This is a genomic window from Roseibium sp. (genome assembly GCF_048260565.1).
Lineage (GTDB): Bacteria > Pseudomonadota > Alphaproteobacteria > Rhizobiales > Stappiaceae > Roseibium.
This window is the reverse complement of record NZ_JBLXGP010000007.1, coordinates 1-23,397: the sequence shown is the minus strand read 5'-3', so window position 1 is coordinate 23,397 and position 23,397 is coordinate 1. Positions and strand designations below refer to the sequence as shown.

Sequence of the window (23,397 nt, the reverse complement as noted above, 5' to 3'; positions counted from 1 at the left end):
ACCGCACCCGAAGATGTTGTGCATCGTCCATGGTCGGGTCGGGTGGAACGCATCGCTCAGGACAGGAAATGCAGACCGGCAACGATGAAGATGCCGAGAAAGATCGTTTCGACAACGACCAGACCGATCGCCGACGCACCGACTTCGACCATGCGGCCCAGAGATGTCTTGATGCCCACCGCGGCGACGGCAACCAGCAGCGCCCAGCGGCTCAAGGATCCGACCCAGTCGGACAGGAATTGCGGGATCAGACCGAAGGAATTCAGCGCCGCCAGAACCAGAAACCCAACCACGAACAGCGGCATCAACGGCGGCCGATCCTTCGGATGCGCTCCGGAAAGACCGATCTGGCGGATGACCAGCGAGAACACCAGCACCACCGGAGCCAGCATCGAGACCCGGATCAGCTTGACCAGAGTGGCGGTCTCTCCGGTTTCCGGGCCGATTGAGAAGCCCGCGCCGACCACCTGCGCCACGTCGTGAATGGTTCCGCCGAGAAACAGTCCCGAGTCGCGCGCATCGAACTGAAACAATTGGGCGAGCATCGGATAGATCACCATGGCGATGGTCGACAGCACGGTCACCGACAGAACCGCAAAGACCAGATCACGTTCTGATTTCTCGTGCCGGGGCAGGACGGCTGCGATCGCCATTGCCGCGGAAGCGCCGCAGATCGCCACGGAGCCGCCGGTCAGAAGCCCGAACCGCCAGTCACGCCCGAACATCCGGCTCGCCAGCAAGGCAAACAGGATGGTCAGAACGACCCCCGCCACGATCAGCGCCACGGACGTCCCCCCGAGCTGGACCAGCAGGTCCACGCTGATGCGCGCACCAAGCAACGCCACCCCGATCCGCAGCACGGTGCGTGCGGTGAATTCCACGCCCTTGGCGGTGCGGGTGCCCGGTTCAGAGAGAAAATTCAGCGCCAGACCGAGGAGAAGCGCCATCAGCATGGCGGGAGCACCGTAATGCTCCGACAGGAACTGTGCGGTCGCAGCCGCAAGGGCGGAAACCGCGAAACCGGGAAAGATCGATTTCAACGTCTGCGCGGCGGGCAGCCGCGTGGCCAAACTCGTCATGAAATGCTCCGGAAGAGAACGACCCGGCAGTCGGAAGCCGCCGGGCCGGATGCCCAGGTCAGGCCGCGCCTTTTTGCGGGCACATGTCGTTCTTGCTGATGCCGGCGACTTCAACAGGCTTTTTCATCGCGTCGCGGCGGAAAGGCTCGCCCAGTTCCTGGTTGATCAGGGCCTCGATCAGCGTGGTCACACCATGTTCCATCTGGTCGGTAACCGCCTGCGCCATCGCCGCCGTCAGTTCCTCCATCGTACGCGCTACAACGCCTTTCAGCCCGCAGGCATTGGCGATGGCGGCATAGCTGACGTCTTCATCCAGTTCGGTGCCGACGAAATTGTCGTCGTACCAGAGCGTCGAGTTCCGCTTTTCCGCGCCCCACTGATAGTTGCGGAAGACGACCTGGGTTATGGCCGGCCATTCCTTACGGCCGATGGCTGTCAGTTCCGTCACAGCAATGCCGAAGGCGCCGTCGCCGGAGAACCCGACCACCGGAACGTCGGGACAGCCGATCTTGGCGCCGATGACGGCGGGCAGACCGTAGCCGCATGGTCCGAAGAGACCCGGCGCCAGATATTTGCGGCCGGCATCGAAGCTCGGATAGGCGTTGCCGATGGCGCAGTTGTTGCCGATATCGGACGAGATGATCGCCTCTTTCGGCAGGCCTGCCTGGATCGCGCGCCAGGCCATGCGCGGGCTCATCCATTCCGGCTTGTCCGCGCGCGCCCGTTCGTTCCAGGAGGTACCCGGATCGTCGTTTTCGTGGTCCATGGAGGTCAACTGCTGGGCCCAGCGGCTCTTGGTTTCGGCGATGCGCGCCTTGCGTTCGGCCCGCCCGGCATTGCCGGCGGATGCCGACAACTGAGCGAGAATGCCCTTCGCCACCCGCGTTGCATCGCCGACGATGCCTACGGAGATCTTCTTGGTCAGACCGATCCGGTCCGGATTGATGTCGACCTGGATGACCTTCGCGTTCGTCGGCCAGTATTCCATACCGTAGCCCGGCAGCGTCGAGAACGGGTTGAGGCGGGTTCCCAGAGCCAGGACCACGTCGGCGTCCCTGATCAGCTCCATCGCGGCCTTGGAGCCATTGTAGCCAAGCGGACCAGCGAACAGGGGATGCGAGCCCGGGAAAGCGTCGTTGTGCTGGTAGCCGACACAAACCGGCGCATCGAGCCGTTCGGCCAGTTCCATGGAGGCGGCGATCCCCCCTTCGGCCAGCACCACACCGGCGCCATTCAGGATGACCGGGTTCTTGGCCCCGCTCAGAAGACGGGCTGCTTCGGTCACGGAGGTTTCACCACCGGAAGAACGCTCGAAAAGGATCGGATCCGGAATTTCGATGTCCACGACCTGGGTCCAGTAATCGCGCGGCATATTGATCTGCGCGGGAGCCGATGCCTGCTTCGCCTTGGAGATCACGCGGGCCAGCACCTCGGCAACGCGGCTCGGGTCACGCACCTCCTCCTGATAGGCGACCATGTCGCGGAAGAGTGCCATCTGCTCGACTTCCTGGAAGCCGCCCTGCCCCATGGTCTTGTTCGCGGCCTGCGGCGTCACCAGAAGCAACGGCGTGTGGTTCCAGTAAGCGGTCTTCACGGCCGTGACGAAATTGGTAATGCCCGGTCCGTTCTGGGCGATCATCATAGACATCTTGCCGGTGGCGCGCGTGTAGCCGTCCGCCATCATTCCGCCGGAGCCTTCGTGCGCACAATCCCAGAAGGTGATGCCTGCCTTGGGGAACAGGTCCGAGATCGGCATGAACGCCGAACCGATAATGCCAAAGGCATGTTCGATGCCGTGGCGCTGCAGCGTTTTCACAAAGGCTTCTTCGGTGGTCATCTGCATGGCTGGAACTCCTGTCAGTCGTATGGGCCGCCTCAGCGGCAAAGAAATCGGCCCGACGGCCGGAACCGCGCAGGCAAAAGAAATCCGTTCCGGGCGAGCCATTCATTCGCCTGGTGTCTTTTTCGGATGTACGGATAAGTCACGCTGCCGGAACCTGAGAACCGGTTGCCAACCGGCCCGGCAGCATGGAGACACGGCGCGCAGGGTCTAGATCATGATGCCATCCCCTGCCCGCCATTCACGTCAAGCAATTGCCCGGTGATGAAACCGGTCTCGTCGGAGGCGAAAAACGCGACGGCGGCCGCAACATCTTCGACCCGGCCGTTACGGCGCATCGGAATGGATTCCACTATTCTCGCCCGCTCTTCCGGAGACTGCCGCTCGCTCAAAAGCCGTTCGACGCGTGGCGTAAGGATGGCGCCCGGGCAGACCGCGTTGCAGGTAATGCCGTGCGGACCGAATTCCTGGGCGAGCTGCAGCGTCATCGATTGCACGGCACCCTTTGCGGCGACATAGTTGGCGCCGGTAAAGAGGCTGCCGTATCGCCCCGCCTTCGAACCCAGATTGATGATGCGGCCATAGCCGCGCTCGACCATGCCCGGCACGATGGCCCGGATCAGACGAACCGCGGCGGTCACATTGAGATCCATGACCCTTGCCCAGTCCTCGTCGGTTTCCTCGACGAAGGCACGCGGTGTGTGCAGGGATCCGCCCGCGTTGTTCACCAGAATATCGAAGCGAAAGCCGGCCTCGTGAAGCCGGTGAAGAGCGGCGGCGATTTCATCGGCATCGGAGAGATCAACCTGTTCGAAATGCACACCTGCCATCTCGGGGCGGGCGGCGGATTTCTGAATCGCTTCCGCGCTCCGGTCGAGAACGGCGACACGCGCGCCCTCGGACGCAAGCCGCCTGGCGATCTCCTCGCCGAGACCATCCGCGGCCCCGGAGACGAGGGCGGTTTTTCCCACCAGTCTTGTCACGATTGCGGTCCTCCCAAACCATTTCCAAGCAGGTCAATCGCTTTTCAAGAATTGTACATAGTGAACTCTAATTCCGCAATATAAAATTAAATGAAAACCGCGCAAGACAAATCCTCTGCGCAATTTTTGCGCATATCTTTGTTTTTAAAATGGAATTTAGATCAGAAAGGCGTCAGACGCCGGGTGCCGTCAGGCCGGACCGCCACCGAGTGCGGCGATATCCTGCGCGGCGCTCACCAGCTTCGGAAGGTGTTCCTTGCGCAACCTGTCAGGCGTCAGAACGGACGCGTTTCCACCGACACTGAGTGTGTATACGTCGCCGGTCAGCGGATCGTACAAAGGTATTCCGATTGCGTTGTGATCGGGCTTCCACTCGCCGAAGGAATCCGAATGGCCTTGCTGGCGCATGCGGTCGAGCGCCGCCATCAGAGCAGGCTCGACATGATCGGTCCAGGCCTCGCCATGATGTTGCGCGAGTTCCTTCATGGCGGCCTCGCGTTCCTTTTCCGGCGCGCCGAACAGATACGCCCGACCCGGCGCGGATTCCGCCATGGGAATCCGCGAGCCGACATTCAGGGACAGATAGATGGCGGTGGGTTCGCGGATCAGTTCGACGAACATCATGTCCAGCCGGTCGCGCACACTGAGTGCGACGACGCAATCGCCCTGGGCGGCGATCTCTTCCATCCGCCGCCGCATGAGCTCTCCGAAGCCGAACCGGCCCATGACGGCGTAGCCGAGTGTCAGGACCTGGTTCGAAATGGCGTATTTGCCGTATTCCGGCATGTAGCGCAGATAGCCGAGCTTGGTGAGGGTCCCGAGAAGACGCGACACCGTCGTCTTGTGCAGGCCGGTGCGTTCGGCCAGCACCTGGGTTCCAAGCATCCGATCCTCCGCCCGGAAGGCGCGCAGGATCGACATTCCCCGGGCAAGCGAACTCACGAAAGGACGGTCGTCGTTGAAGTCGCCCGCATCTACACCCTGACGCGGACGTCCCCGGCGACGTTTCGCAGGCTCTTTCGGAGAATCGTCACTCATGATTGCCGTTTACAGCAGCAGCCTGCCTCTGTCACCCGCAATCGGCCCCTTCCGCGGGGACGGCGGACCGTCAAGTCCGCCCGCCGGGATCCGGAAGCTCGGCGTAGTCCGAACAGTCTCGGTGGCTGGCCGCCGGATCGACCTTCACATCGATCACGACCGGTCCACCCCGGCTGTGGGCCTCGCGCAAGGCATCCCCGATCTGGTCGGCCTCGGTGACCGTGACACCCGACCCGCCGAGACCTTCGGCCACCTTGGTGAAATCGTGATCGGCGAAGTCGACGCCAATGGCCTGATTTCCGAGATTATCCCGCACCATGCCGAGGCCGGCATTGTTGGCAACCACGTAGACCACGTCGAGACCGCGTTCCGCGGCCGTTGCGATCGCATCCATCGTCATGACGAAACCGCCGTCGCCGATCATGCCGGTCACCCGCTTTTCCGGGCAGACCACTTTGGCGCCGGTCGCTGCCGGCGTGCTCCAACCCATGCCGCCGATGCCGCCGGGCGCGACCAGCTGATGCGGATGGCGAAGCGGCAGACGGGATGTCGCCCAGATCCGGTTGGTACCGGCATCGAGCGTGAGGAGGTCGTCCTTTGTGAGGAAGTCGCCGAGCGCCCGCATAATATCCGCATAATGCACCGTACCGGGACGCGTCTTGTATTCCGGCAGGACACCGTAGTCATTGTCCGCCTTGATCTGGGCGATCCTGTCCTTGCGCCGGTTGACGGTAATCGCGTCCTGCGCGGGCTTGGTCAGCAGAAAGTCGAGCACGTCGGAGACATCGGCAGTGACCGCCTGATCCACAGGCAGAACCCAACCCGCATGAAGCGGATCGATGTCCACCTGGATGATGGTCTGATCGCCCGGACGGAGCATCTTCTCGTCCCGGAAGCGCGTGTATTCCGCCCCGAGGCTGCAGCCGAGAACGAGAACCACATCCGCGGCCTGGACCATGCGATTGGCGGCGGCCGAAGCCCAGGTCCCCATCATGCCGACGGCAATATCCGACGTTTCGTCGATCGTCCCCTTGCCGTGATAGCTGGAGGCCACCGCGATCCCGTCACGGCTCGCGTACTCCTGGAGCGCCACGCCCGACCGGCTCATATAAATGCCGTTGCCCGCAATAATCACCGGAGCCTTGGCCGCTGCCAGCGTCGCCGCGATTTTTTCCAGAGCCGCCCGGTCCGGAACCATCGGCGTGTAACGCAGGTAGCCTTCGGTCGGATAAAGCCTGGCGCGCAGGTCGTCCGGTACTTCCTGCTTGATGATGTTGGTGCGCATGATCATGGCGGCCGGTCCCTGGCGCGGGGTCATGGCATGTTTGATGGCCATTTGGGTGCCGTAGATCGCTTCGGCCGGCGTCGTCGCATAGGTCGCGTATTTGGTCATGGTCTTGAGGACGCCGAATGCGTCGCCCGCCCCATAATCTCCCGTCATCGTCTGGTAGACGCCCTGCTGGGCAAAACCGTCATAGCAGGAGGTGTCGGTCATGATGACCATGGGAGAGGAGGAAAAATAGGCTTCCAGAATGCCGAAGGCGCCGGTCGTGGTCGCAAACGGCCCCTGCGCCATGAGCAGGCCGGGCCTGCCCGTCAGCTTGCCGGCCACCTGCGCCATGACCGAAGCCGACTGTTCTGTGCGCGCCAGAACGAGATCAAATTCGGACTTGCGGTCGTGAAAGGCCGGCAGCGACCAGGTGATACCAAGACCTGGCAGCGTAAAGCCGCGCGTGATGCCTGCCTCGATGAATGTCGAGATCACGCCTTCATTCGTTCTCATTCCAGTTTCCTCCAAATCCACAGGCCAGCGGGTGCCCGCGCAATGATTGTCGTTTCTATAATTAATTCTGCTATGCGCAATTATATTTTGCAATACGCATTTTTTAAGAGAACGCAATTCATCCGAGAAGGCGGAGGAAAATGCCTTCCATACGTGGAAAATCATGATGTAAGAGGATGCCCTGCGCCAGATCGCCGGCCAGGCGAACGGGCAACAAACAACACAAGGCAACGCCTGGCGCAGCAATGCGCATTGCTGCACGCAATCGATGCGGATCTAAATTGAATTGCGAGGAAACGCCCTTGCGGGTCCGTACCTTAGAGCATGCCCCGGGCGACCATTTCGATCTTGCGGGTGACACCCAGAAGGCGGGGGGCGAGGTCGTTCATGAGCCGGTCCGTCGTGATGATCGAGCGCAGCCCGCCGACGTTGACCGCATAGACGGGGTAGCCGTCTGCACGCCGCACGGCAGCCCCTGCGGAATTCGCCTCGGCGATCCAGTCGCCACCGCTGAGCGCAAAGCCGTTTTCCGAGGCAAAGGCAATAGCCTTACGGGCTGATTCTTCGACCGCCGGCCATTCCGTCTCGCTGTAGCCCTGGCGGATCTGAGCTATGCGCTGTTCGCGCTCAGCCTCCGGAAGCGCTGCAAGAAAGGCACGGCCCATGCCGGTGCTGATCATCGGGATCCGAGAGCCGACACCCAGCCGGATCGCCATGGATGCCGGCGTCCGGCAGGCTTCGATATAAATAATCTCGATGCCGCTCGGAGTGCCGAGATATACACTGGCATCGGCGTATTCGGCGAGTTCCTGCATATAGGGACGGGCAATGTCCCGGATCTCCATCTGAGCCAGGACGTCATACCCGAGCGTTAGCACCTCGGGCCCGAGCGAATATCGGCCGGTGCCTTCATCGTAGTTGAGATAACCAAGCTCGGTCAGCGTGAAGGTCAACCGCGACACGGTGGGTTTGGGCAGCTTCACGCGCGATGCGATTTCCGTGTTGCCAACGGGTCGGTTGTCGGGTCCGAAAGCCTTGAGTACAGCCAAGCCTCGTGCGAGACCCGAATTGACCCTGTAGTCCTTCTGCCCGCTGTCTTCCGGCGGTGCCGCTTTACGTTTGACCAATTCGATGCCCGTCCTGCGATAGTTGTAGATTGATGATCGCACAAACTGGCATTTATCGGAAATCGAACGACAATCCAATCCTGCATGCGGCAATCATGTACTGGCGCAGACAAATCCGGCGAAATCGGACTGAATTCACCGCGCTGCAATCTCGCGATACAGGCTGACCGTTTCCCGGATTCCCTCCGCAAGCGGCAGCTCCTGAAAATCTCCAACCACCTTCTTGAGCGCGCTGGTGTCGAAGCCATCGCTGGGCGAAACGCGAACGGTATCCGCACAACTGATGGAGGCTTCGGGGACAACCTGCCGAATCGCCGCAAGGACATCGTCGGTGGAATGGACGGTGTCGGTGACGTCCGACAGCAACGCCCCGTCCCAGGTCGACATGGCGGCCCGCACGAAGATATCCGCGACATCGGCTGCATACTGGAAACAACTGCGCGTGGTGAAGGGAATCTCGTAGGGCTTGCCCAGAGCCGCTGCCTCTATGGCACGGGTTATGGCCGAGGTCTCTCCATCATCCCGGCCGACACCGAAAACGACATAGGGTCGGAGGCCCAGACTGGGGAGCTTGTAGTCCTCCCAATAGATCCGCGCGATTTCCTCGTCGGTCTTCTTGAAAACGCCGTAGAAATTCGAAGGCGCGTTCGCCTGCCCGCGCGGCTTGGCCGCGATCGAACTTGTGTAGATGATCCGATCGATGCCGTGCTTGCGCGCCGCCTCGAAAATATTGATGTGGCCACCGATGTTGATAGCTGCGCCGAGCGCCGGATTGGCCCGGCACTGCGGGATCTGCAGGGCCGCAAGATGAATGATGCCGGTCGGGCGCGTTTCCGCAATCTGGGCATTCAGTGTTTCGACGTCCGTGACATCGCAGATGCGGAAATCAATGAGCTCCCTGGGCAGATCCGACTTCAAAAGCTCCAGCCGGCGATGATCGTCGCTGATGTCGGTTGCAACCACCTGGATGCCCCGGTCGACCAACCTCGAAATGATCCAGGAACCGAGAAACCCCGTTGCGCCTGTTATGAAGATCTTTTCAGCCGAACGGCTCATTCCCTACCTCACATCCCACTCAGGTTTCGCGGCCCCCTTCCGCCGATCTTCATCAACCGAAAGCCCTTTTCCTTGCCCCGCGCAGACCGTTCAGCGGCCCTCCGCCAAGGCGAAGCGTTATTTTTAAAACACTATTTCAAAAATGATTGCAAGCGATATCGAAATCACCACCCGGAACCGTATGGGCCGAGCGCAAACAGGTTGCCCTTGAGTGGAGTCCGCCGTTTTTCCAGGGATGAGCGGAGAAAAGAAACGACAGATAACCGGTTAAAAACGCGGGGTCAGGCAAACAATGAAAGATTGAAAAGAAACGGGCGCCAGGCCGGATCAACCGGCCTGGCGCCCGAATGCGAACGCTTACTTCAGGCGACCGCGGAAACGGGTCTGAAAATCCGGATCAGACCGCCGGCGGCTCCCAGGCTTCGGGCGCGCGCGGATGAATATCCGTGACAACATCGATCAGTACCGGCTTGCGCGCGGCGATGGCGTTTTGCAACACCGGACCGAGTTCGGCAGGATCTTCCACGCGGATGCCCTCGACACCGAAGTCACGCGCCACGGCCGCGAAATCCGTCGGGCCGAAGCGGTTGATTTCGGCCGGATTGCCGCCTTCGCGGCCTTCGTAGAAGGAGGCCACCTTCGGCGTACCCTGGCCGAAACCGGAATTGTTGTTGATCACGGTCACGACCGGGATGTTCCAGCGCTTCTGTGTCTCCAGCTCGGTCAGGTGATAGTAGAAGGCGCCATCCCCGGAAAAGCAGACCACCGGGCGATCCGGCGCACCGCACTGGGCACCGAGCGCTGCCGGGAAGGCCCAGCCGAGAGAGCCTGCCGCACGCAGGTAGCATTGGCCCGGATGCGGGAGGTCGAGCATCGTTGCCGTCCAGATACCCGAATAGCCCGTGTCGGCGACCAGGACGCCGTTTTCAGGAAGCGCCCGGGAGATCTCCCGGCACAGCCTTTCGACACGGATCGGCGCGGCATCGGACTCACTCAACGGCTCCATATTCGCCCGCCAAGAACCGACAACTTCGGCCACGTTATTCGCCCACTCCGCCCATTCCGGACGGGCGGTGGTCATCTCGGCAAGGTCCGCCAGAGCCTGCTTCGGACATCCCCAGACCTTTGAGACATTCGGATAATTCCGGCCGATTTCCTGGCCGTCGAGATCGATCTGGATAATCGGCGTGCCCTGAGCGGGAACCTTGTAATTATTGGTCGGCTGGTCGCCTGCATGACAACCGACGAAGATCACCAGATCCGCCTCGTAGACCAGCCGGTTGCCAGGAGGCGCCGAATAGGTGCCGACCGTGCCGATATGCTTAGGATGCGTGGTTGGAATGATCCCCCGCCCGCCGAGAGAGGTTGCAATGGGAATGTTCAGGTGCTCGGCGAAGGCCAGCACTTCCGCGTAGGCTTCGGCCTGGATGGCGCCCGCGCCGACAACCAGCACCGGACGCGCGGATTGCATCAGCCGGTGGGAGGCCTCTGCAATCGCGCGCGGCGCCGCCAGGGGGCGGTCCTCCGGCAAACGGCCAAGCGCGGCCGGAGGAATCACGGGGTTCGTCACTTCCCCCTTCTCGATAACCTCGCCTCCCAGGCCGTTCAGGTCGAGATGAACCGGACGGGGCGAACCATCGGAAGCCTGACGGAAGGCCTGAGCCAGAAGGTGAGGCAGTTCACGCGCCTCCGCCACATCCATGGAGGCTTTGGTCACCGAAGCATAAAGCGGCGTATGCGGCACTTCCTGATAGGCGTTGCGGTAACGCAGCATCGGTTCCTTGCGGCCGGTCAGAGCCACGACCGGCGCGCGGTGCAGATAGGCATCCTGCAGTCCCGCTGCGAGATTGGCCGCTCCGACCGACTGCGCCATGCAGACGCCTACGCGTCCGCTGACCCGTGCATAGCCGTCCGCCATGTAGGCCGCGGACTTCTCCGAATGGGCAAGGATGCGATTGATACCGAGCTCTTCCATCTCGACAAGCGTCGGCCGAAGGATCGCGTCCATGAAGAAGACATGACTGACACCCAGCTTCTTGAAGGACTCGGCGATATATCGCGCACCGTTTTTCGGCGCACAGCGGTTCGTTGACAAGGCAGACCTCCCCGATTGAATAGTTTTGTAAGCGCTTTCATTTTTTCTAATTGCAAAAATTCTGGCTGATTTCAACAAAAATATAAAAATTGGAAATCAGTTTCATATTAAATTATGAAATCGCTTGCAGCGATCTTTTCCCGCTCCTATAGTCGCCGCCATATTCTCGGCAGCAGGAAGACCGTTCGCGCGTGGGCCAGCAGGAAAAGACACAATCCCCTCCCCGGAAGGTCCGGATGGAAGAGGTCGCAAAAGTCGCCGGCGTTTCGGTCGCCACCGTCTCGCGCGCGCTGCGGACGCCCGACGCGGTCTCGCAGAAATTGCGCGCCCGTATCGAAGAGGTCGCGCAACGGCTCGGCTATGCGCCCAACAGGATTGCCGGCAGTCTTGCGGGTGCCCGCACGCCCCTGATCGGCGTGATCGTGCCCAGCCTGACGAACTCCTTCTTCGCAAGCACGCTGGAACAAATGACCACCCTGTTCGAGGCGAGAGGCTATCAGCTGATGATCGGTCAGCACGGATACGACACGGAACGGGAAGAACGGATCGTCGTCGCCTTCGCCAGCTGGAACCCCTCTGCACTGGTCGTTACCGGACGCACCCATGCGCGGGGCACTCTGAACACGCTCTCCTCGGCCGCCTGTCCGGTTGTAGAAATGTGGGATTACGGCGAACGGCCTCTGGATTCGGGCATCGGCTTCTCCAATCATGGCGCGGGCGAACTGGCCGCACGATTTTTCGCCGAGCGGGGCCTGACCAGGGCAGCCTTTGTCGGCGCGATTCTGGACAAGGACGATCGTGCCCGCGCAAGAGCAGAAGGCTTTTCCGGCACATTCCAGCGCCTCACCGGAACCGAACCGCTGATCGTCACCGTCAACAGCCGAGAACTGGGCGAAGGCGGGGCCGCCCTCAAACGGGTTCTGGCGCAGCAGCCGGACACCACGGCCATCGCCTTTTCCGGGGACATGCTGGCCGTCGGCGCCATGTTCGAAGCTGACCGGACAGGGCTTTCCATCCCGGATGACCTCAAGATCCTGGGATATGGCGATCTCGATATTGCGCGCCATACGAACCCCCGGCTGACCACCATTCGTCCGCCGCATAACGAGATCGGCGAGGCCGTCGTCCGCCATGTGCTGGAGAGACTGGACCGGCCGGACACCCCGGGCGTCAATCTTGATCTCGGGGTGAAACTCATCCTCAGGGAAACGGTCTGAGGAAAAACGACTTCGGGAGGAAGCCAATGGAGCTTGAGCGCATAGCCGTGATCGGCGCGGGAACGATGGGCCACGCACTGGCGCTCGTTCACGCGCTCGGCGGCTGCCGCGTGTGCCTGTACGACAGCAACGCGGACGTCCTGAAAGCCGCAACCGGCATGATCAGGGCCGCCTGCGCCACGCTTCGCGAGGCACAGACAATCACGGCGGCACAAGAACAAGCCGCGCACGACAGGATCACAACTGCCGGATCACTGGCGGAAGCCGTCAGAGACGCAGATCTGATCGTCGAAGCCGTTGTCGAAAAAGCGGAGATAAAACGGATTGTTTACGCCGAAATCGACGCGCATGCGCCTTCAAGGGCGATCCTTGCGAGCAACACGTCCTATCTCGACATTTTCCCGCTGATCCCGCAGGCGCGGCAACCACGTGCCGCAGTGGCGCATTGGTATACCCCGCCCTACATCGTTGATCTTGTGGACCTTGCTCCCGGCCCCCGGACGAATCCCGAGGTCATGCCGGCCCTGAAGGAACTTTACGAAGGTTTCGGCAAGGCTCCGCTGGTGTTCACGCATCTCGTACCCGGCTACATCGCGAACCGGCTGCAGGCGGCACTCAATCTCGAATGCCTGCGCATGATCGGGGAGTTCGGCGTTTCGGCGGAAGACATCGATTTCTCTATTCGCCACGGACTGGTCGAACGGCTCGCCGTACTCGGACACATGCGCAAGATGGATTACACGGGGCTGGAAATGGTGCGCAACGGCATAGCCGGACGCACTTATCAGCCTCCGGTCAATACCGGAGAAACCCCGGTCCTCGACCGTCTGATCGAGGCCGGACGCAGCGGTGTCCGTTCCGGCGCCGGTTTCTATGACTACGGCGGCACGGCTGCCGAAGACCTGTTTCACGAACGCGACCTGCGTCTTCTGCAGCTCAAGACACAACTTCAAAAATCCACGGGGGAGGAACAATGATCCGTGCTGATCTGACGGGAAAACGCGCTCTGGTGACGGGCGGGGCCTCGGGCATCGGACTTGCCTGCGCAATGACGTTGGCGGAGATGGGGGCAACGGTTGCCATCAATCATCTGGAGGACGATCCGGCAGGCCCTGCGAAGGTGGCGGAACTTTCCGAAAAGGGGCTCAAGGTGATCTCCGCACCCGGAAACGTCTCCATCCCGGGCAATGCGGAGGCCATGGTCCAGGCTGCCGTTCAAGAAATGGGCGGGCTCGACTACCTGATCAACAATGCCGGCACATCCGGAACGCAGGACAAGATCCCGCCTTCCGAACTCGACAAGATGACCGAGGAATTCTGGCAGCTTCTCCTGGCCACCAATCTGATCGGCCCGTTCAGATGCGCCCACGCGGCGGCCGGCGCCTTGAAGGAAAGCCGGGGCGCGATCGTCAACATGACCTCGATCGCGGGCATCGGTCAGCAAGGCAGTTCGATCGCCTACGCCGCCAGCAAGTCCGGCCTGGTCAGCCTGACCCGCAGTCTCGCGCGCGGGCTTGCGCCCGAAGTCCGGGTCAATGCGGTCGCCCCCGGCCAGACCAAGACGCCATGGACCGAAAACTGGCCGGAGGAACGCAAGCAGTGGGCGCGCGACCAGGCTGTTCTGAAGCGTCGTTCCTCGCCGGAGGATATCGCAGAGGCAGTGCTTTATCTCTGCGCCGGAGCGAGCATGGTGACCGGCCACGTGCTCGTCGTCGACGGCGGCATGACGCTTTAAAAAAAGCCGGGGCAAAATGCCCCGGCAAGTCAGGTCTCTCTGGGAAGAGCTCTTTAATCCTGTCAGGCCGCGGCGCGGAAACCCTTAAGACCGGCCATCCGGCCGCCATCGAGCTGGGTGAGCAGCAGCAGCCGTTTGACCATATGGCCGACCGGCAGTTCGTCGGTGACCCCCATGCCACCATGAAGTTGAACCGCATCGCGCAGGACCGCACGGGCATTATCGTAGATTTTGACTCGCGCCGCGGAAATCAGCTTCGAACGGAAAGCCGGATCTTCGCTTGCTATTGCCTCTGCAGCCATTTCCGCCATCGACTGCGCTTCCTCGCGCTTGATGAACATGTCCGCCATACGGTGCTGGATGACCTGGAAGCGTCCGATCGGACGACCGAACTGTTCGCGCAGTTTCATGTATTCGAGCGTTTCGCGGTAAAGCCGGTCGATCAAACCCGATAGCTCCGCGAGCTTGCCGACCATCGCCAGATCGTTGCCGCAGGCAAGGGCCTCTTCGCATCCGGCAACGGCTTCGGATGCCGCGCAGCCGACGCCGTCGAAGGAAACCTTCGCGGCCGATTGCCCGTCAATCACATGAAACGCCTCGACGACGGCGTCGGCGGCCGGAACTCTTACGAGAAGCGCCGTGCTCTCCAAATCCGCCACGACCCAGAAGGCTGCAGCCTGCGCACCGCCGATCAGCAACGGCACAGACCCGGCCAGGATCAGGTCATCGCCTTTACGCGTGGCCCGGATCGGCGCCCCGACCGGACCGGCGGCGATCACCTCGATTCTTTCACCGGACAGGATCGGCGCCAAAGCGGCTTCAGCCCTGTCGGACGGCAGGGCTTTGGCAAGTGTCGGCGCGCAGTGCATGGCGACGGGACCGATCGGCTCCAGCACCAGGCCCGCACCGAGAACGCTGAGGAATGGCACCACCTGCTTCGGCGTCAGGCCCAGTCCGCCGGCATCCTCGCTTACGGGAGCCGCGAGCCAGCCAAGTTCGGCCATTTCACCCCAGTGGGCAGGTGTCTGGCTGGCCGAAGCGTCCAGCATTTTATGACGTTGCGCCAACCCGTAATGATCCGCTACGAACCGCTCCGCCGTTTCTTTCAAAAGCAGCGTTTCCTCATCCGGAAGCCTGAAATCTATCATCACGTGTTCCGCTTATTTGAGGCCCAGGACCTGGGTCGCCAGGATGCTGCGCTGAATTTCGTTGCTACCGCCGTAGATCGACAGCTTGCGCCAGTTCAGGAACTGATAGGTGGCGTTCTCAAATGGCTCCTGCGCTCCTGCGCTGTTGCGAGCCGGCAAGGCGCCAGGACCGGCAATATCCAGCATCACCTCGGTCAGGGCCTGCTGGATTTCCGTCCCCCTTATTTTCAGAAGGGACGTTTCCGCCCCGATCTTCACGCCCGCCTCGACCGCCGCGAGCAGGCGCAGCGTCGTGGCCTCGATCGCCATGATGTCGATTTCCAGGGCATCGAGCGTATTGGCAATCTCGGGTTCCTCCGCACGACCGACAACCTTCGCGGCCTCGCGCACCCTTTGCAGGAGTTGCTTCGAACGGCCGATCCCGCCGATGCCGAAGCGCTCATGCTCCAGCAGGGCCTTGGCGTAGGTCCAGCCCTTATTGATCTCGCCGACCACGAGATCGTCCGGCACGAAGACCTGGTCGAGAAAGATCTCGTTCACTTCCTCGGTTCCGTCCATCAGGCTGATCGGACGCCGGGAGACGCCGGGCAGGGACATGTCGATCAGCATCATGGAGATGCCCTCCTGCTTCTTCACTTCCGGATCGGTACGAACAAGACAGAAGATCCAGTTGGCGTATTGGGCATAGGTGGTCCAGGTCTTCGACCCGGACACGAGCCACCCGCCTTCCGTACGCACCGCCTTTGTCTTGAGGGATGCGAGGTCGGAGCCGGCACCCGGCTCCGAAAAGCCCTGGCACCACCAGTCTTCGCCCGACAGGATGCCCGGCAGGAAGCGCTGCTGTTGTTCGGGCGAACCGAACTGGATCAGGATCGGCCCGATCATCTTCAGCCCGAACCCCGGCAGGGGTGGCGTGTGCAGGCGGAACATCTCTTCATCCGCGATAATGCGCTCGCGCGCGGTCCAGCCCGGCCCGCCATGTTCCCTCGGCCAGCCCGGTGCGACCCAGCCCCTGGCGTGGAGGCTCTTGTGCCAGCGAGAAAAGTCCTCACGGGTCAGCGGTGCACCGCGCGAAACCTTCGCCCGGGTTTCCGGATGCAGTTCGGCGGCAACGTAATCGCGGATTTCCTGACGAAAAACCTGATCCTCGGGACTGTTCAGAAGGTCGGTCATTCCTGGCTCTCCGGCTTGATGATCAGCGCATCGACGGCAATACAGCCCTCGCCTTCAGGCAGGACGAGCAACGGGTTGATATCGATGCTTTCGATGCTGTCGGCATGGGCGACCGCGAAGGCCGACAGCCGCAACACGGCCTCTTCCAGCGCGGCCCGGTCGGCCGGCTCGGCGCCGCGATACCCTTTCAGAAGCAGGCTCAGGCGGGTTTCGTCGATCATCTTGGCGACATCGGCCCGGCTGAGCGGCGCCCGGCGGAGGGCCACGTCATTCATGAGTTCGGTCATGATGCCACCGACGCCCAGGAGGATCATCGGCCCGAAATCGGGGTCGTTCTGCATGCCGAGGATCGCCTCGACCCCTCCTTTGACCATTTTCTGAACCAGACAGGCTGCCGGCGCATCGCCGAGTTTGCAGCCGTCGATTTTCGCGCTCAGATCGGCGAAGGCGGCCCTGACTGCGTCGGCATCGGCAAGATTGAGATGCACCAGACCCGCTTCGGTCTTGTGCTCCATGCCATCGGCCAGTCCCTTCATGACGATCGGGAAACCGATTTGCCGAGCCGCCGCCAGAGCGTCGGCTTCGGTTCGCACCAGTGTTTCGCCGACCATCGGCAGGCCGTAGGACTTCAGGGCTTCCTTGGCCGCATACTCGGACAGGCTGCGTCCGGATTCCGAGAGCACCCGCTCGACCGTCTGTTTCGCAGCCCCTTCGATATCCGGAAGGTTCCCGTCATTGCCGCCCTGCGCTCCGGCTTTTCGCCTGTGGTATTCCACAAAGCGCCTCAACGCCTTCAGCATTTGCTGGCTGCCGCGATAAATCGGCAGCGACTTGTCGGCTGCCAGGAAATCCCAGCCGGCCTCAACGATCTTGCCGCCGTCGTAGGCGATCACGATCGGCTTGTCGGCGGTTTTGGCCAGTTCCAGCACCGGCCCGATCAGCCGGCCGCGCCAGGCTTCGCGGACCTGATGGATGAAGACGACCACGATGTCGGTGTTTTCGTCCGCCAGCACAGCCTCGATGCTCGCCCCCCAGCGTTCGGGGTGATTGTTGACATTGCCGGACAGGTCGAGCGGATTGACGGGCGGGGTGAAGTCGAGCAGCGGCTTCAGCTTCTCCACGGTCTCCTCGGTGAAATCCGCCATCGGCAGACCAAGAGCCTCCGACTGGTCGGCCATGACGCCGCTCCAGCCGCCGGAAAACGTGACCACGGAGATACGTTCTCCACGCGGCGCCGGACATTTTTCGAACAGCGCGGCAACGTCCGCAAGTTCCAGCGGATCATCGACCGAAATGACGTTGTTCTGGCGGAAAACGGCCTCGTAGGTCCGGAAAGCGCCCGCCATCTTTCCGGTATGGGCAAGCGCGGTGCGCGCCGCCCTCTGGCTGCGGCCGAGCTTCAGAACGACCAGGGGCTTTTCCACTTCCTGTGCCCGTTTGGCGAGATCCAGAAAACGATCCGGACTGCGCAGGCCTTCAAGGGCCATACAAACCGACTTTATTTCGGGATCCTCAAGTGCCCATCTGGCGTAATCGGCAGCCTCGACGTTCAGCTCATTGCCGGCCGAAACCAGATAGCGCATGTGAACGCCCTGATCGTGCGCCCGGGACAGCATGACCATCAACAGCTGTCCGCTCTGGGAAATCAGGGCCGTGTGACCGGCGGACATGTCTTCGGGAAATGTCGCGGCCGTCAGCCCCATGAAGCCGCTGTCCAGATTGGCGAGCCCGAGACAATTCGGCCCGCAGATCGCGATCTTGTTGCGATTGGCGATCTCGCGCAGCGTGTCCTCCAGCTGTTTTCCTTCTTCGCCGGTTTCGGAAAACCCGGACGCCAGAATAACGGCACCGCGAACGCCCTTCCGGCCGCATTCCTCCAGAATACCCGGCAAGGCACGCTGGGGCACGAACATCAGGGCGGCGTCGACCGGTTCGGGAATCGCCGAGACCGACGGATAGCAGCGCATCCCGTTCAGCTCTTCGTATTTCGGGTTCACCGGAAAGATCTTGCCGCTGTAACCGAGGCGCCGCAAAACCGGTATCGCACCGCCACTCCAGCCTTGCGCATTTGCGCTGGCACCGATGACTGCAACACTGCGCGGTGCCATGAGGCCTGTCAGGCGGTCGAAAAGATCGCTTTGGTCATTCGTCTCGTCGGAAGGGCGCGCCGCTCCCCCAGTCACGCCCTGAGTATTCCCAGCCATTCAAATTTCCTCCCGGCCTGTCGTTGCCGCCTTTATCCGTCAGCACAGCGATCAGGTCAACATTTTTTAAAACATTTGTCCGCATTGCGAAATTGTAAATTTTTTTCTGGAGAAACTCAACAGCTCCGCTTATCGATGAAAGGCTCTGCGCATGCGGCTCTGGATCACCTGCGCCGAATTCAGAAGGGCAGCCGCATATTCCCCCTTGAGGCGCTCAACCGTCAGCGCCGAAGACAGGCCGGAAATCGACAAAAGCAGCGGATCGCCGTCGTCGACAATGCGAATGACCGTTGCCACCGCGTTCAACTCGGGCCACCAGCTGCCGAACGAACAAACGAAACCCTGCTTGTCATAAGCGGCAATTTCGGCCTTCACGTCCTCTTCCTGCGCAGCGTAAAGGTCGGGATCGTCTTGCCTGAGTCGCACCAGCAGCTCCTGCCGCCTCACCGAGGCGAGACTGGCAAGATAAGCCCGTCCTATCGCCGTCTGCAGAATCGGCACAAGTGCGCCGGCATCCAGGTTGAGAACGATGGCCTCCGGCCGTCGGCGGAGCTCCAGATAACGGATATTGAGCCCGCTCGGGACGCCGAGCGCCACGGAAAAAGGCCCCAATTCGGCCAGGGTTTCCATAATCGGGCAGGCGATATCGCGGATTTCGGTCGCCACGAAAGCCGCACGCCCCATCTCCATCACCCTTGGCGTCAGGCTGTAGCGCCCGGTATCCGGGTGATAGGCAAGATAATTGAGCCGGCGCAGCGTGTGGGTGAAGCGAGAAACGGTCGGCCTCGGCAGACCGGTGCGGTCCGCCAGATCCTGGTTGCTGAGCGCCCGGTCATCCGGCCCGAAGGCGGACATGACCCGCAGCCCGCGTTCAAGGGATGCGATGAACTGGCGGTCTGCCTTGCCTTCTTTTTCGCCGTCGCTCATTCCGCACCCTCCATCGCGCATTGCGGTTCTTGATAGAAAACATACCGCCGCCACACAAGCAGACGGGGCTTATGGACCGCTCAGGCTCCGGTTGCCAGCAGGAATTCCTGATGTTAGCTTATATTGGAACATGATTTCGCATTGCGGACGATTCAATACCGAAATTCAGAAAAGACGAAACGCTACGGCCGCCATAACAGGGCGGCATACAAAAGGGAGGAAACATGGCCAGCTTACCCCAAGCCGGGCCCGACCAGGCTTTTCAGGAGCACGTCGCCGACGGACGTCTCTGGCTTCAATACTGCGACGACTGCGGTGAGGCGGTGTTCATGCCGCGCATTCTCTGCCCGCATTGTTCCTCGCTTTCGCTTCAGTGGCGACCGGCATCGGGACGCGGCACCATCCACACGCTGACGGTGCTGCATAAACGCTCAAAACCCGGCGAACCGGAAAAGCAGAACCACGCCATCATCCTCGTAGACCTCGACGAAGGCCCGAGATTGATGAGCCACATGCCGGGTACGGCACCCGAAGAGATCCGCATCGGCATGCGTGTCCGCGCCCGGATCGAGGGTGAGGACGGAGCCCGCGCCGTTGTTTTCGATCCCGAGGAGGACGCCCGATGAGTACTCCAAACGGAGCTTCCCTGCGCGGAGGCGCGGCAATTGTCGGTGTCGGCACGGCCGGTCTCGGCGAAGCCCCGGGCTTCAACGCCATGGATATTCAGGCGCTCGCGGTACGTGAGGCACTGGACGACGCGGGCCTGAAGCTGTCCGACGTGGACGGCATCTTCTGCGCCAACATGAGCCATACCTTCCCGGTGATCTCGACCATCGAATATCTGGGTCTTCGGCCGCGCTGGATCGATGGCACCAATACCGGGGGTTCCAGCTTCGTGGCCCATGCGATGGCCGCGACCCTCGCGCTTCAGGCCGGGCTCTGCGACGTGGCCCTGATCTGCTACGGCGCCACCATGCGTTCGGGTGCGGGCCGGATGGTCCCGGCGACCGAACAGCCGACCTACGAAGTCCCCCACAAGCCGCGCTATCCGATGACAGCCTACGCCATGTCCGCCGCAAGGCACATGTCGCAATTCGGCACCACGCGCGAACAGCTGGCCGAAGTGGCCGTCTCCGCACGTCTGTGGGCGCAGAAAAACCCGGAGGCTTTCGAACGCGGGCCTCTGTCCATCGAGGACGTTCTGGGTGCGCGTATGGTCATGGACCCTTTGACCGTCCGGGACTGCTGTCTCCTGACCGATGGCGCGGGTGCCGTCGTGATGACCCGCGCCGACCGGGCGCGCGATCTCAGGAAAACGCCCGCCTATTTCCTCGGCGGCGGCACGGCCTCCTATAACCGCGCGGTATCCGAAATGCCGGACCTTACCAGCACGGCTGCGAAGGATTCCGGCGCGCGAGCCTATGCCATGGCCGGCATGAAACCGTCGGACATGGACATCCTGCAGCTCTACGACGCCTTCACCATCAACGTGATCCTGTTTCTGGAAGATCTCGGCTTCTGCCCGAAAGGGGAAGGCGGTGCCTTCGTCTCCGGCGGACGTATCGCGCCCGGCGGCGCGTTGCCGGTCAACACCAATGGCGGCGGGTTGTCCTTCTGCCATCCGGGAATGTACGGCGTCTTCACCCTGATCGAGGCCACCCGTCAATTGCGTGGCGAGGCCGGCGACCGTCAGGTCGACAATGTCGAAACCGTGCTTTGTCATGGCAACGGCATCACGCTGTCGCATCAGGCAACGGCCATCCTCGGCGCCGAGACCACGCTTTGACCGCAGGAACACGAGACATCATGGAACAACTCATCGATACGGAAACCCGTGGTCCGCTCGGGATCATCCGAATGCAACGCCCGCCTGTGAATGCGCTTGGATTTGCGTTGCGCGGCGCCATTTCCGAGGCGCATCGCACCTTCGAGGCGGATCCGGAGATCAAGGCTACGGTGCTTACCGGCAATGGCAGGTTCTTTTCTGCCGGGGCCGATATCACGGAATTCGATACCGGCCGCAAGAAGCCCTACCTGACGGACCTGATCGCCCAGCTTGAAGAAGGCACCAAGCCGGTCGTCGTCATCATCAACGGCATTGCTTATGGCGGCGGCTTCGAACTGTCGCTTGGCTGCGATTACATCTACCTGCTGCCGAAAGCGAAGCTCGCCTTTCCCGAAATCAACCTCGGCAACATTCCAGGCGCCGGCGGAACGCAGAAACTACCGCGCCTGATCGGCGGGCCGAAGGCGCTGGACATCATCCTGACGGGCACGCCCATCGACGCCTCGACGGCGCTTGAACTCGGCATCGCGGAAGCCATCGTCGCCGATGAGGAAGAAGCGCTTGTCAGGATAACGAAAGCCGTGGAAGCGGGCATGCCCCGCCGCCGCATTCGCGACCTGAGCGTTCCGGGCGCGCCGGACGAACTGGACAACGCGGCAGAACCCCATCTGCGTCGTTCGCGCTGCGCCCTGGCCGTGCTGAAAGGCATTGAAGCGATACGCATGTCCTATTCGCAACCGATCGACGAGGCGCTCGCCTGGGAGCGCGAGACTTTCCAGGAGCTCAACGCCTCATCCGAGGCGCGTGCGCAACGACACATTTTCTTTGCCGAGCGGTCGGCCCGAAAGATCGACGATGTGCCTGCGAATACGCCGCTACGGGCAATGGAAAGCGCAGGCATCATCGGGGCCGGCACCATGGGAACCGGCATCGCCATGTGTTTCGCCAATGCGGGAATTCCCGTCTGCGTGATCGAACAGGAACAGGAACGGCTCGACCAGGGCCTGGCCCGTATCCGCCAGACCTATGAGACGATGTGCGACAGGGGGCGCATTTCGGCGGAAGACGCCGAAGAGCGGATCCGGCTCGTCACCGGCGCCGTTGATCTCGCTGCCGTGGCCCGCGCGGATGTTGTCGTCGAGGCGGTGTTCGAGGCAATGGATGTGAAGCGCGACGTGTTTGCCAGGCTGGACTCGGTCTGCAAGCCGGGCGCGATCCTCGCCACCAACACATCGACGCTGGATATCAACAAGATCGCCGCGGCGACCGGCCGACCACAGGACGTCATCGGCCTGCATTTCTTCTCGCCCGCGCATATCATGAAGCTACTGGAAGTGGTGCGTGCGGACGAGACCGGAACGGACGTGATTGCCACCGCGATGGCCCTTGGCCAGCGCATCGGCAAAATCCCTGTGCTGGTCGGTGTCTGCGACGGCTTTGCGGGCAACCGGATGTTCATCAACTTCAACCGCGAAGCCCAGATCCTGATCGAGGAAGGCGCACTGCCCTGGCAGGTCGACAAGGTGTTCACCGATTGGGGCCTGGCCATGGGACCGCTGTCGGTGATGGATCTTGCCGGTCTCGACGTCGGCTACCGCATCCGTCAGGCGCGCGGACCCCAGACCCCCTACCCCTTCACCACCGCAGACCGCTTGGCCGAAGCGGGAAGATATGGTCAGAAGACGGGCCGTGGCTGGTACCTCTACCCGGAAGGCGCCCGCCGCGGATCTCCGGACCCGGAGGTGGAAAAGCTGATCGAGGACGTCTCGCGCGAAAAAGGCATCACCCGGCGCCCCGTATCGGACGAGGAAATTCTGCACCGGTGCCTCTGGCAACTCGTGAACACCGGATATCAGATCGTCGAGGAAGGCATCGCCCAGCGCACCAGCGACCTTGATGTCATCTTCGTCAACGGTTACGGCTGGCCCCGGACCCGGGGCGGCCCGATGTTCTACGCCCGGGAGACAGGCCTTGCCAGGGTCGCCGCCGACGTGAGCCGTTATTACGAAGAGATCGGCCCGCACTGGAAACCCTCTGCCTTGCTGCTGGAAGAGGCGAACGCCTCTTCCGCCTGACCCGGCACTGAAGACGGCTTTCAAAACGAAAACGGCCGCCCCATGGGGCGGCCGCAGACCGCTGACAAACCCGTCGATTTCGGCGGGTTTGTTATTTTGGATTAGGTTTTGTGGCGATTGTCGGCGTTTCA

The 23,397-nt window shown here is 61.9% G+C and carries 18 protein-coding genes; 6 read left to right on the top strand and 12 right to left on the bottom strand.

Annotated features, from left to right (window positions below; translation table 11 throughout):
* Window positions 1-56: 56 nt before the first annotated feature.
* From ACN0SO_RS15825 to ACN0SO_RS15790, 8 genes are all read right to left on the bottom strand, one after another.
* Window positions 57-1,079 carry a YeiH family protein gene (locus ACN0SO_RS15825; RefSeq protein WP_417679420.1) on the bottom strand — a complete coding sequence of 341 codons (1,023 nt, stop codon included), beginning with the start codon at window positions 1,077-1,079 and terminating at the stop codon, window positions 57-59.
* A gap of 58 nt (window positions 1,080-1,137) precedes the next feature.
* Complete coding sequence (xsc, locus tag ACN0SO_RS15820; protein ID WP_417679418.1) at window positions 1,138-2,922, bottom strand: sulfoacetaldehyde acetyltransferase; 1,785 nt, start codon at window positions 2,920-2,922, stop codon at window positions 1,138-1,140.
* Between the two features lie 212 nt (window positions 2,923-3,134).
* Window positions 3,135-3,902: an SDR family NAD(P)-dependent oxidoreductase gene (locus ACN0SO_RS15815; protein WP_417679416.1), complete on the bottom strand. Its 768-nt coding sequence runs from the start codon at window positions 3,900-3,902 to the stop codon at window positions 3,135-3,137.
* Between the two features lie 189 nt (window positions 3,903-4,091).
* A complete protein-coding gene (locus ACN0SO_RS15810; protein WP_417679414.1) occupies window positions 4,092-4,940 on the bottom strand; it encodes an IclR family transcriptional regulator in 849 nt (282 codons plus the stop codon).
* Between the two features lie 70 nt (window positions 4,941-5,010).
* Window positions 5,011-6,723, bottom strand: a complete 1,713-nt coding sequence (locus ACN0SO_RS15805; RefSeq protein WP_417679412.1) for a thiamine pyrophosphate-binding protein — start codon at window positions 6,721-6,723, stop codon at window positions 5,011-5,013.
* A gap of 317 nt (window positions 6,724-7,040) precedes the next feature.
* Window positions 7,041-7,850 carry an IclR family transcriptional regulator gene (locus tag ACN0SO_RS15800; RefSeq protein WP_417679410.1) on the bottom strand — a complete coding sequence of 270 codons (810 nt, stop codon included), beginning with the start codon at window positions 7,848-7,850 and terminating at the stop codon, window positions 7,041-7,043.
* Window positions 7,851-7,985: 135 nt separating this feature from the next.
* Window positions 7,986-8,906, bottom strand: coding sequence for an NAD-dependent epimerase/dehydratase family protein (locus ACN0SO_RS15795; RefSeq protein ID WP_417679408.1), 921 nt, complete (start codon window positions 8,904-8,906; stop codon window positions 7,986-7,988).
* A gap of 397 nt (window positions 8,907-9,303) precedes the next feature.
* Window positions 9,304-11,001 carry a thiamine pyrophosphate-binding protein gene (locus ACN0SO_RS15790; RefSeq protein WP_417679406.1) on the bottom strand — a complete coding sequence of 566 codons (1,698 nt, stop codon included), beginning with the start codon at window positions 10,999-11,001 and terminating at the stop codon, window positions 9,304-9,306.
* A gap of 236 nt (window positions 11,002-11,237) precedes the next feature.
* On the opposite strand from ACN0SO_RS15790, the gene ACN0SO_RS15785 reads away from it, so the two are divergent.
* Genes ACN0SO_RS15785 through ACN0SO_RS15775 form a run of 3 tightly spaced genes read left to right on the top strand, consistent with a single transcriptional unit; the run spans window position 11,238 to window position 13,953 of the window.
* The gene (locus tag ACN0SO_RS15785; RefSeq protein WP_417679404.1) at window positions 11,238-12,218 is read left to right on the top strand and encodes a LacI family DNA-binding transcriptional regulator; all 981 of its coding nucleotides are present in this window, start codon (window positions 11,238-11,240) and stop codon (window positions 12,216-12,218) included.
* A 26-nt stretch (window positions 12,219-12,244) separates the two neighbouring features.
* Window positions 12,245-13,195 (top strand): 3-hydroxyacyl-CoA dehydrogenase family protein, encoded by a 951-nt coding sequence (locus ACN0SO_RS15780; protein ID WP_417679402.1) that lies wholly within the window; start codon window positions 12,245-12,247, stop codon window positions 13,193-13,195.
* Entirely contained in the window at window positions 13,192-13,953 is a 762-nt protein-coding gene (locus tag ACN0SO_RS15775) for an SDR family NAD(P)-dependent oxidoreductase (RefSeq protein ID WP_417679400.1), read from the top strand. Before ACN0SO_RS15780 ends, ACN0SO_RS15775 begins: the two co-directional genes overlap by 4 nt.
* 62 nt (window positions 13,954-14,015) lie before the next feature.
* Here the strand turns inward: ACN0SO_RS15775 and ACN0SO_RS15770 are convergent, their stop codons facing one another.
* The 4 genes from ACN0SO_RS15770 to ACN0SO_RS15755 form a co-directional block, all read right to left on the bottom strand.
* On the bottom strand, window positions 14,016-15,101 hold the full coding sequence (locus ACN0SO_RS15770) for an acyl-CoA dehydrogenase family protein (RefSeq protein ID WP_417679398.1): 1,086 nt from the start codon (window positions 15,099-15,101) through the stop codon (window positions 14,016-14,018).
* Window positions 15,102-15,113: 12 nt separating this feature from the next.
* Window positions 15,114-16,274, bottom strand: coding sequence for an acyl-CoA dehydrogenase family protein (locus tag ACN0SO_RS15765; RefSeq protein ID WP_417679396.1), 1,161 nt, complete (start codon window positions 16,272-16,274; stop codon window positions 15,114-15,116).
* Entirely contained in the window at window positions 16,271-18,478 is a 2,208-nt protein-coding gene (locus tag ACN0SO_RS15760) for an acetate--CoA ligase family protein (RefSeq protein ID WP_417679394.1), read from the bottom strand. Before ACN0SO_RS15760 ends, ACN0SO_RS15765 begins: the two co-directional genes overlap by 4 nt.
* Before the next feature lie 129 nt (window positions 18,479-18,607).
* On the bottom strand, window positions 18,608-19,405 hold the full coding sequence (locus tag ACN0SO_RS15755) for an IclR family transcriptional regulator (RefSeq protein WP_417679392.1): 798 nt from the start codon (window positions 19,403-19,405) through the stop codon (window positions 18,608-18,610).
* A 224-nt stretch (window positions 19,406-19,629) separates the two neighbouring features.
* Between ACN0SO_RS15755 and ACN0SO_RS15750 the strand changes: the two genes are divergently transcribed.
* From ACN0SO_RS15750 to ACN0SO_RS15740, 3 genes are read left to right on the top strand one after another with little or no spacing between them, the layout of a single operon-like run.
* Window positions 19,630-20,031, top strand: a complete 402-nt coding sequence (locus ACN0SO_RS15750; RefSeq protein WP_417679390.1) for a Zn-ribbon domain-containing OB-fold protein — start codon at window positions 19,630-19,632, stop codon at window positions 20,029-20,031.
* Window positions 20,028-21,191 (top strand): thiolase, encoded by a 1,164-nt coding sequence (locus tag ACN0SO_RS15745; protein ID WP_417679388.1) that lies wholly within the window; start codon window positions 20,028-20,030, stop codon window positions 21,189-21,191. The genes ACN0SO_RS15750 and ACN0SO_RS15745 overlap by 4 nt, the downstream gene beginning before the upstream one ends.
* Window positions 21,192-21,211: 20 nt before the next feature.
* The gene (locus ACN0SO_RS15740) at window positions 21,212-23,266 is read left to right on the top strand and encodes a 3-hydroxyacyl-CoA dehydrogenase NAD-binding domain-containing protein (protein ID WP_417679386.1); all 2,055 of its coding nucleotides are present in this window, start codon (window positions 21,212-21,214) and stop codon (window positions 23,264-23,266) included.
* Window positions 23,267-23,397 lie beyond the last annotated feature (131 nt).

What these genes read in the sequence shown, in the direction of transcription:
- ACN0SO_RS15825 (WP_417679420.1), bottom strand. Translation starts at nt 1,079, where the DNA reads ATGACGAGTTTGGCCACGCGGCTGCCCGCCGCGCAGACGTTGAAATCG.
- xsc (WP_417679418.1), bottom strand. Translation starts at nt 2,922, where the DNA reads ATGCAGATGACCACCGAAGAAGCCTTTGTGAAAACGCTGCAGCGCCAC.
- ACN0SO_RS15810 (WP_417679414.1), bottom strand. Translation starts at nt 4,940, where the DNA reads ATGAGTGACGATTCTCCGAAAGAGCCTGCGAAACGTCGCCGGGGACGT.
- ACN0SO_RS15805 (WP_417679412.1), bottom strand. Translation starts at nt 6,723, where the DNA reads ATGAGAACGAATGAAGGCGTGATCTCGACATTCATCGAGGCAGGCATC.
- ACN0SO_RS15795 (WP_417679408.1), bottom strand. Translation starts at nt 8,906, where the DNA reads ATGAGCCGTTCGGCTGAAAAGATCTTCATAACAGGCGCAACGGGGTTT.
- ACN0SO_RS15785 (WP_417679404.1), top strand. Translation starts at nt 11,238, where the DNA reads ATGGAAGAGGTCGCAAAAGTCGCCGGCGTTTCGGTCGCCACCGTCTCG.
- ACN0SO_RS15780 (WP_417679402.1), top strand. Translation starts at nt 12,245, where the DNA reads ATGGAGCTTGAGCGCATAGCCGTGATCGGCGCGGGAACGATGGGCCAC.
- ACN0SO_RS15775 (WP_417679400.1), top strand. Translation starts at nt 13,192, where the DNA reads ATGATCCGTGCTGATCTGACGGGAAAACGCGCTCTGGTGACGGGCGGG.
- ACN0SO_RS15770 (WP_417679398.1), bottom strand. Translation starts at nt 15,101, where the DNA reads ATGATAGATTTCAGGCTTCCGGATGAGGAAACGCTGCTTTTGAAAGAA.
- ACN0SO_RS15765 (WP_417679396.1), bottom strand. Translation starts at nt 16,274, where the DNA reads ATGACCGACCTTCTGAACAGTCCCGAGGATCAGGTTTTTCGTCAGGAA.
- ACN0SO_RS15760 (WP_417679394.1), bottom strand. Translation starts at nt 18,478, where the DNA reads ATGGCTGGGAATACTCAGGGCGTGACTGGGGGAGCGGCGCGCCCTTCC.
- ACN0SO_RS15755 (WP_417679392.1), bottom strand. Translation starts at nt 19,405, where the DNA reads ATGAGCGACGGCGAAAAAGAAGGCAAGGCAGACCGCCAGTTCATCGCA.
- ACN0SO_RS15750 (WP_417679390.1), top strand. Translation starts at nt 19,630, where the DNA reads ATGGCCAGCTTACCCCAAGCCGGGCCCGACCAGGCTTTTCAGGAGCAC.
- ACN0SO_RS15745 (WP_417679388.1), top strand. Translation starts at nt 20,028, where the DNA reads ATGAGTACTCCAAACGGAGCTTCCCTGCGCGGAGGCGCGGCAATTGTC.
- ACN0SO_RS15740 (WP_417679386.1), top strand. Translation starts at nt 21,212, where the DNA reads ATGGAACAACTCATCGATACGGAAACCCGTGGTCCGCTCGGGATCATC.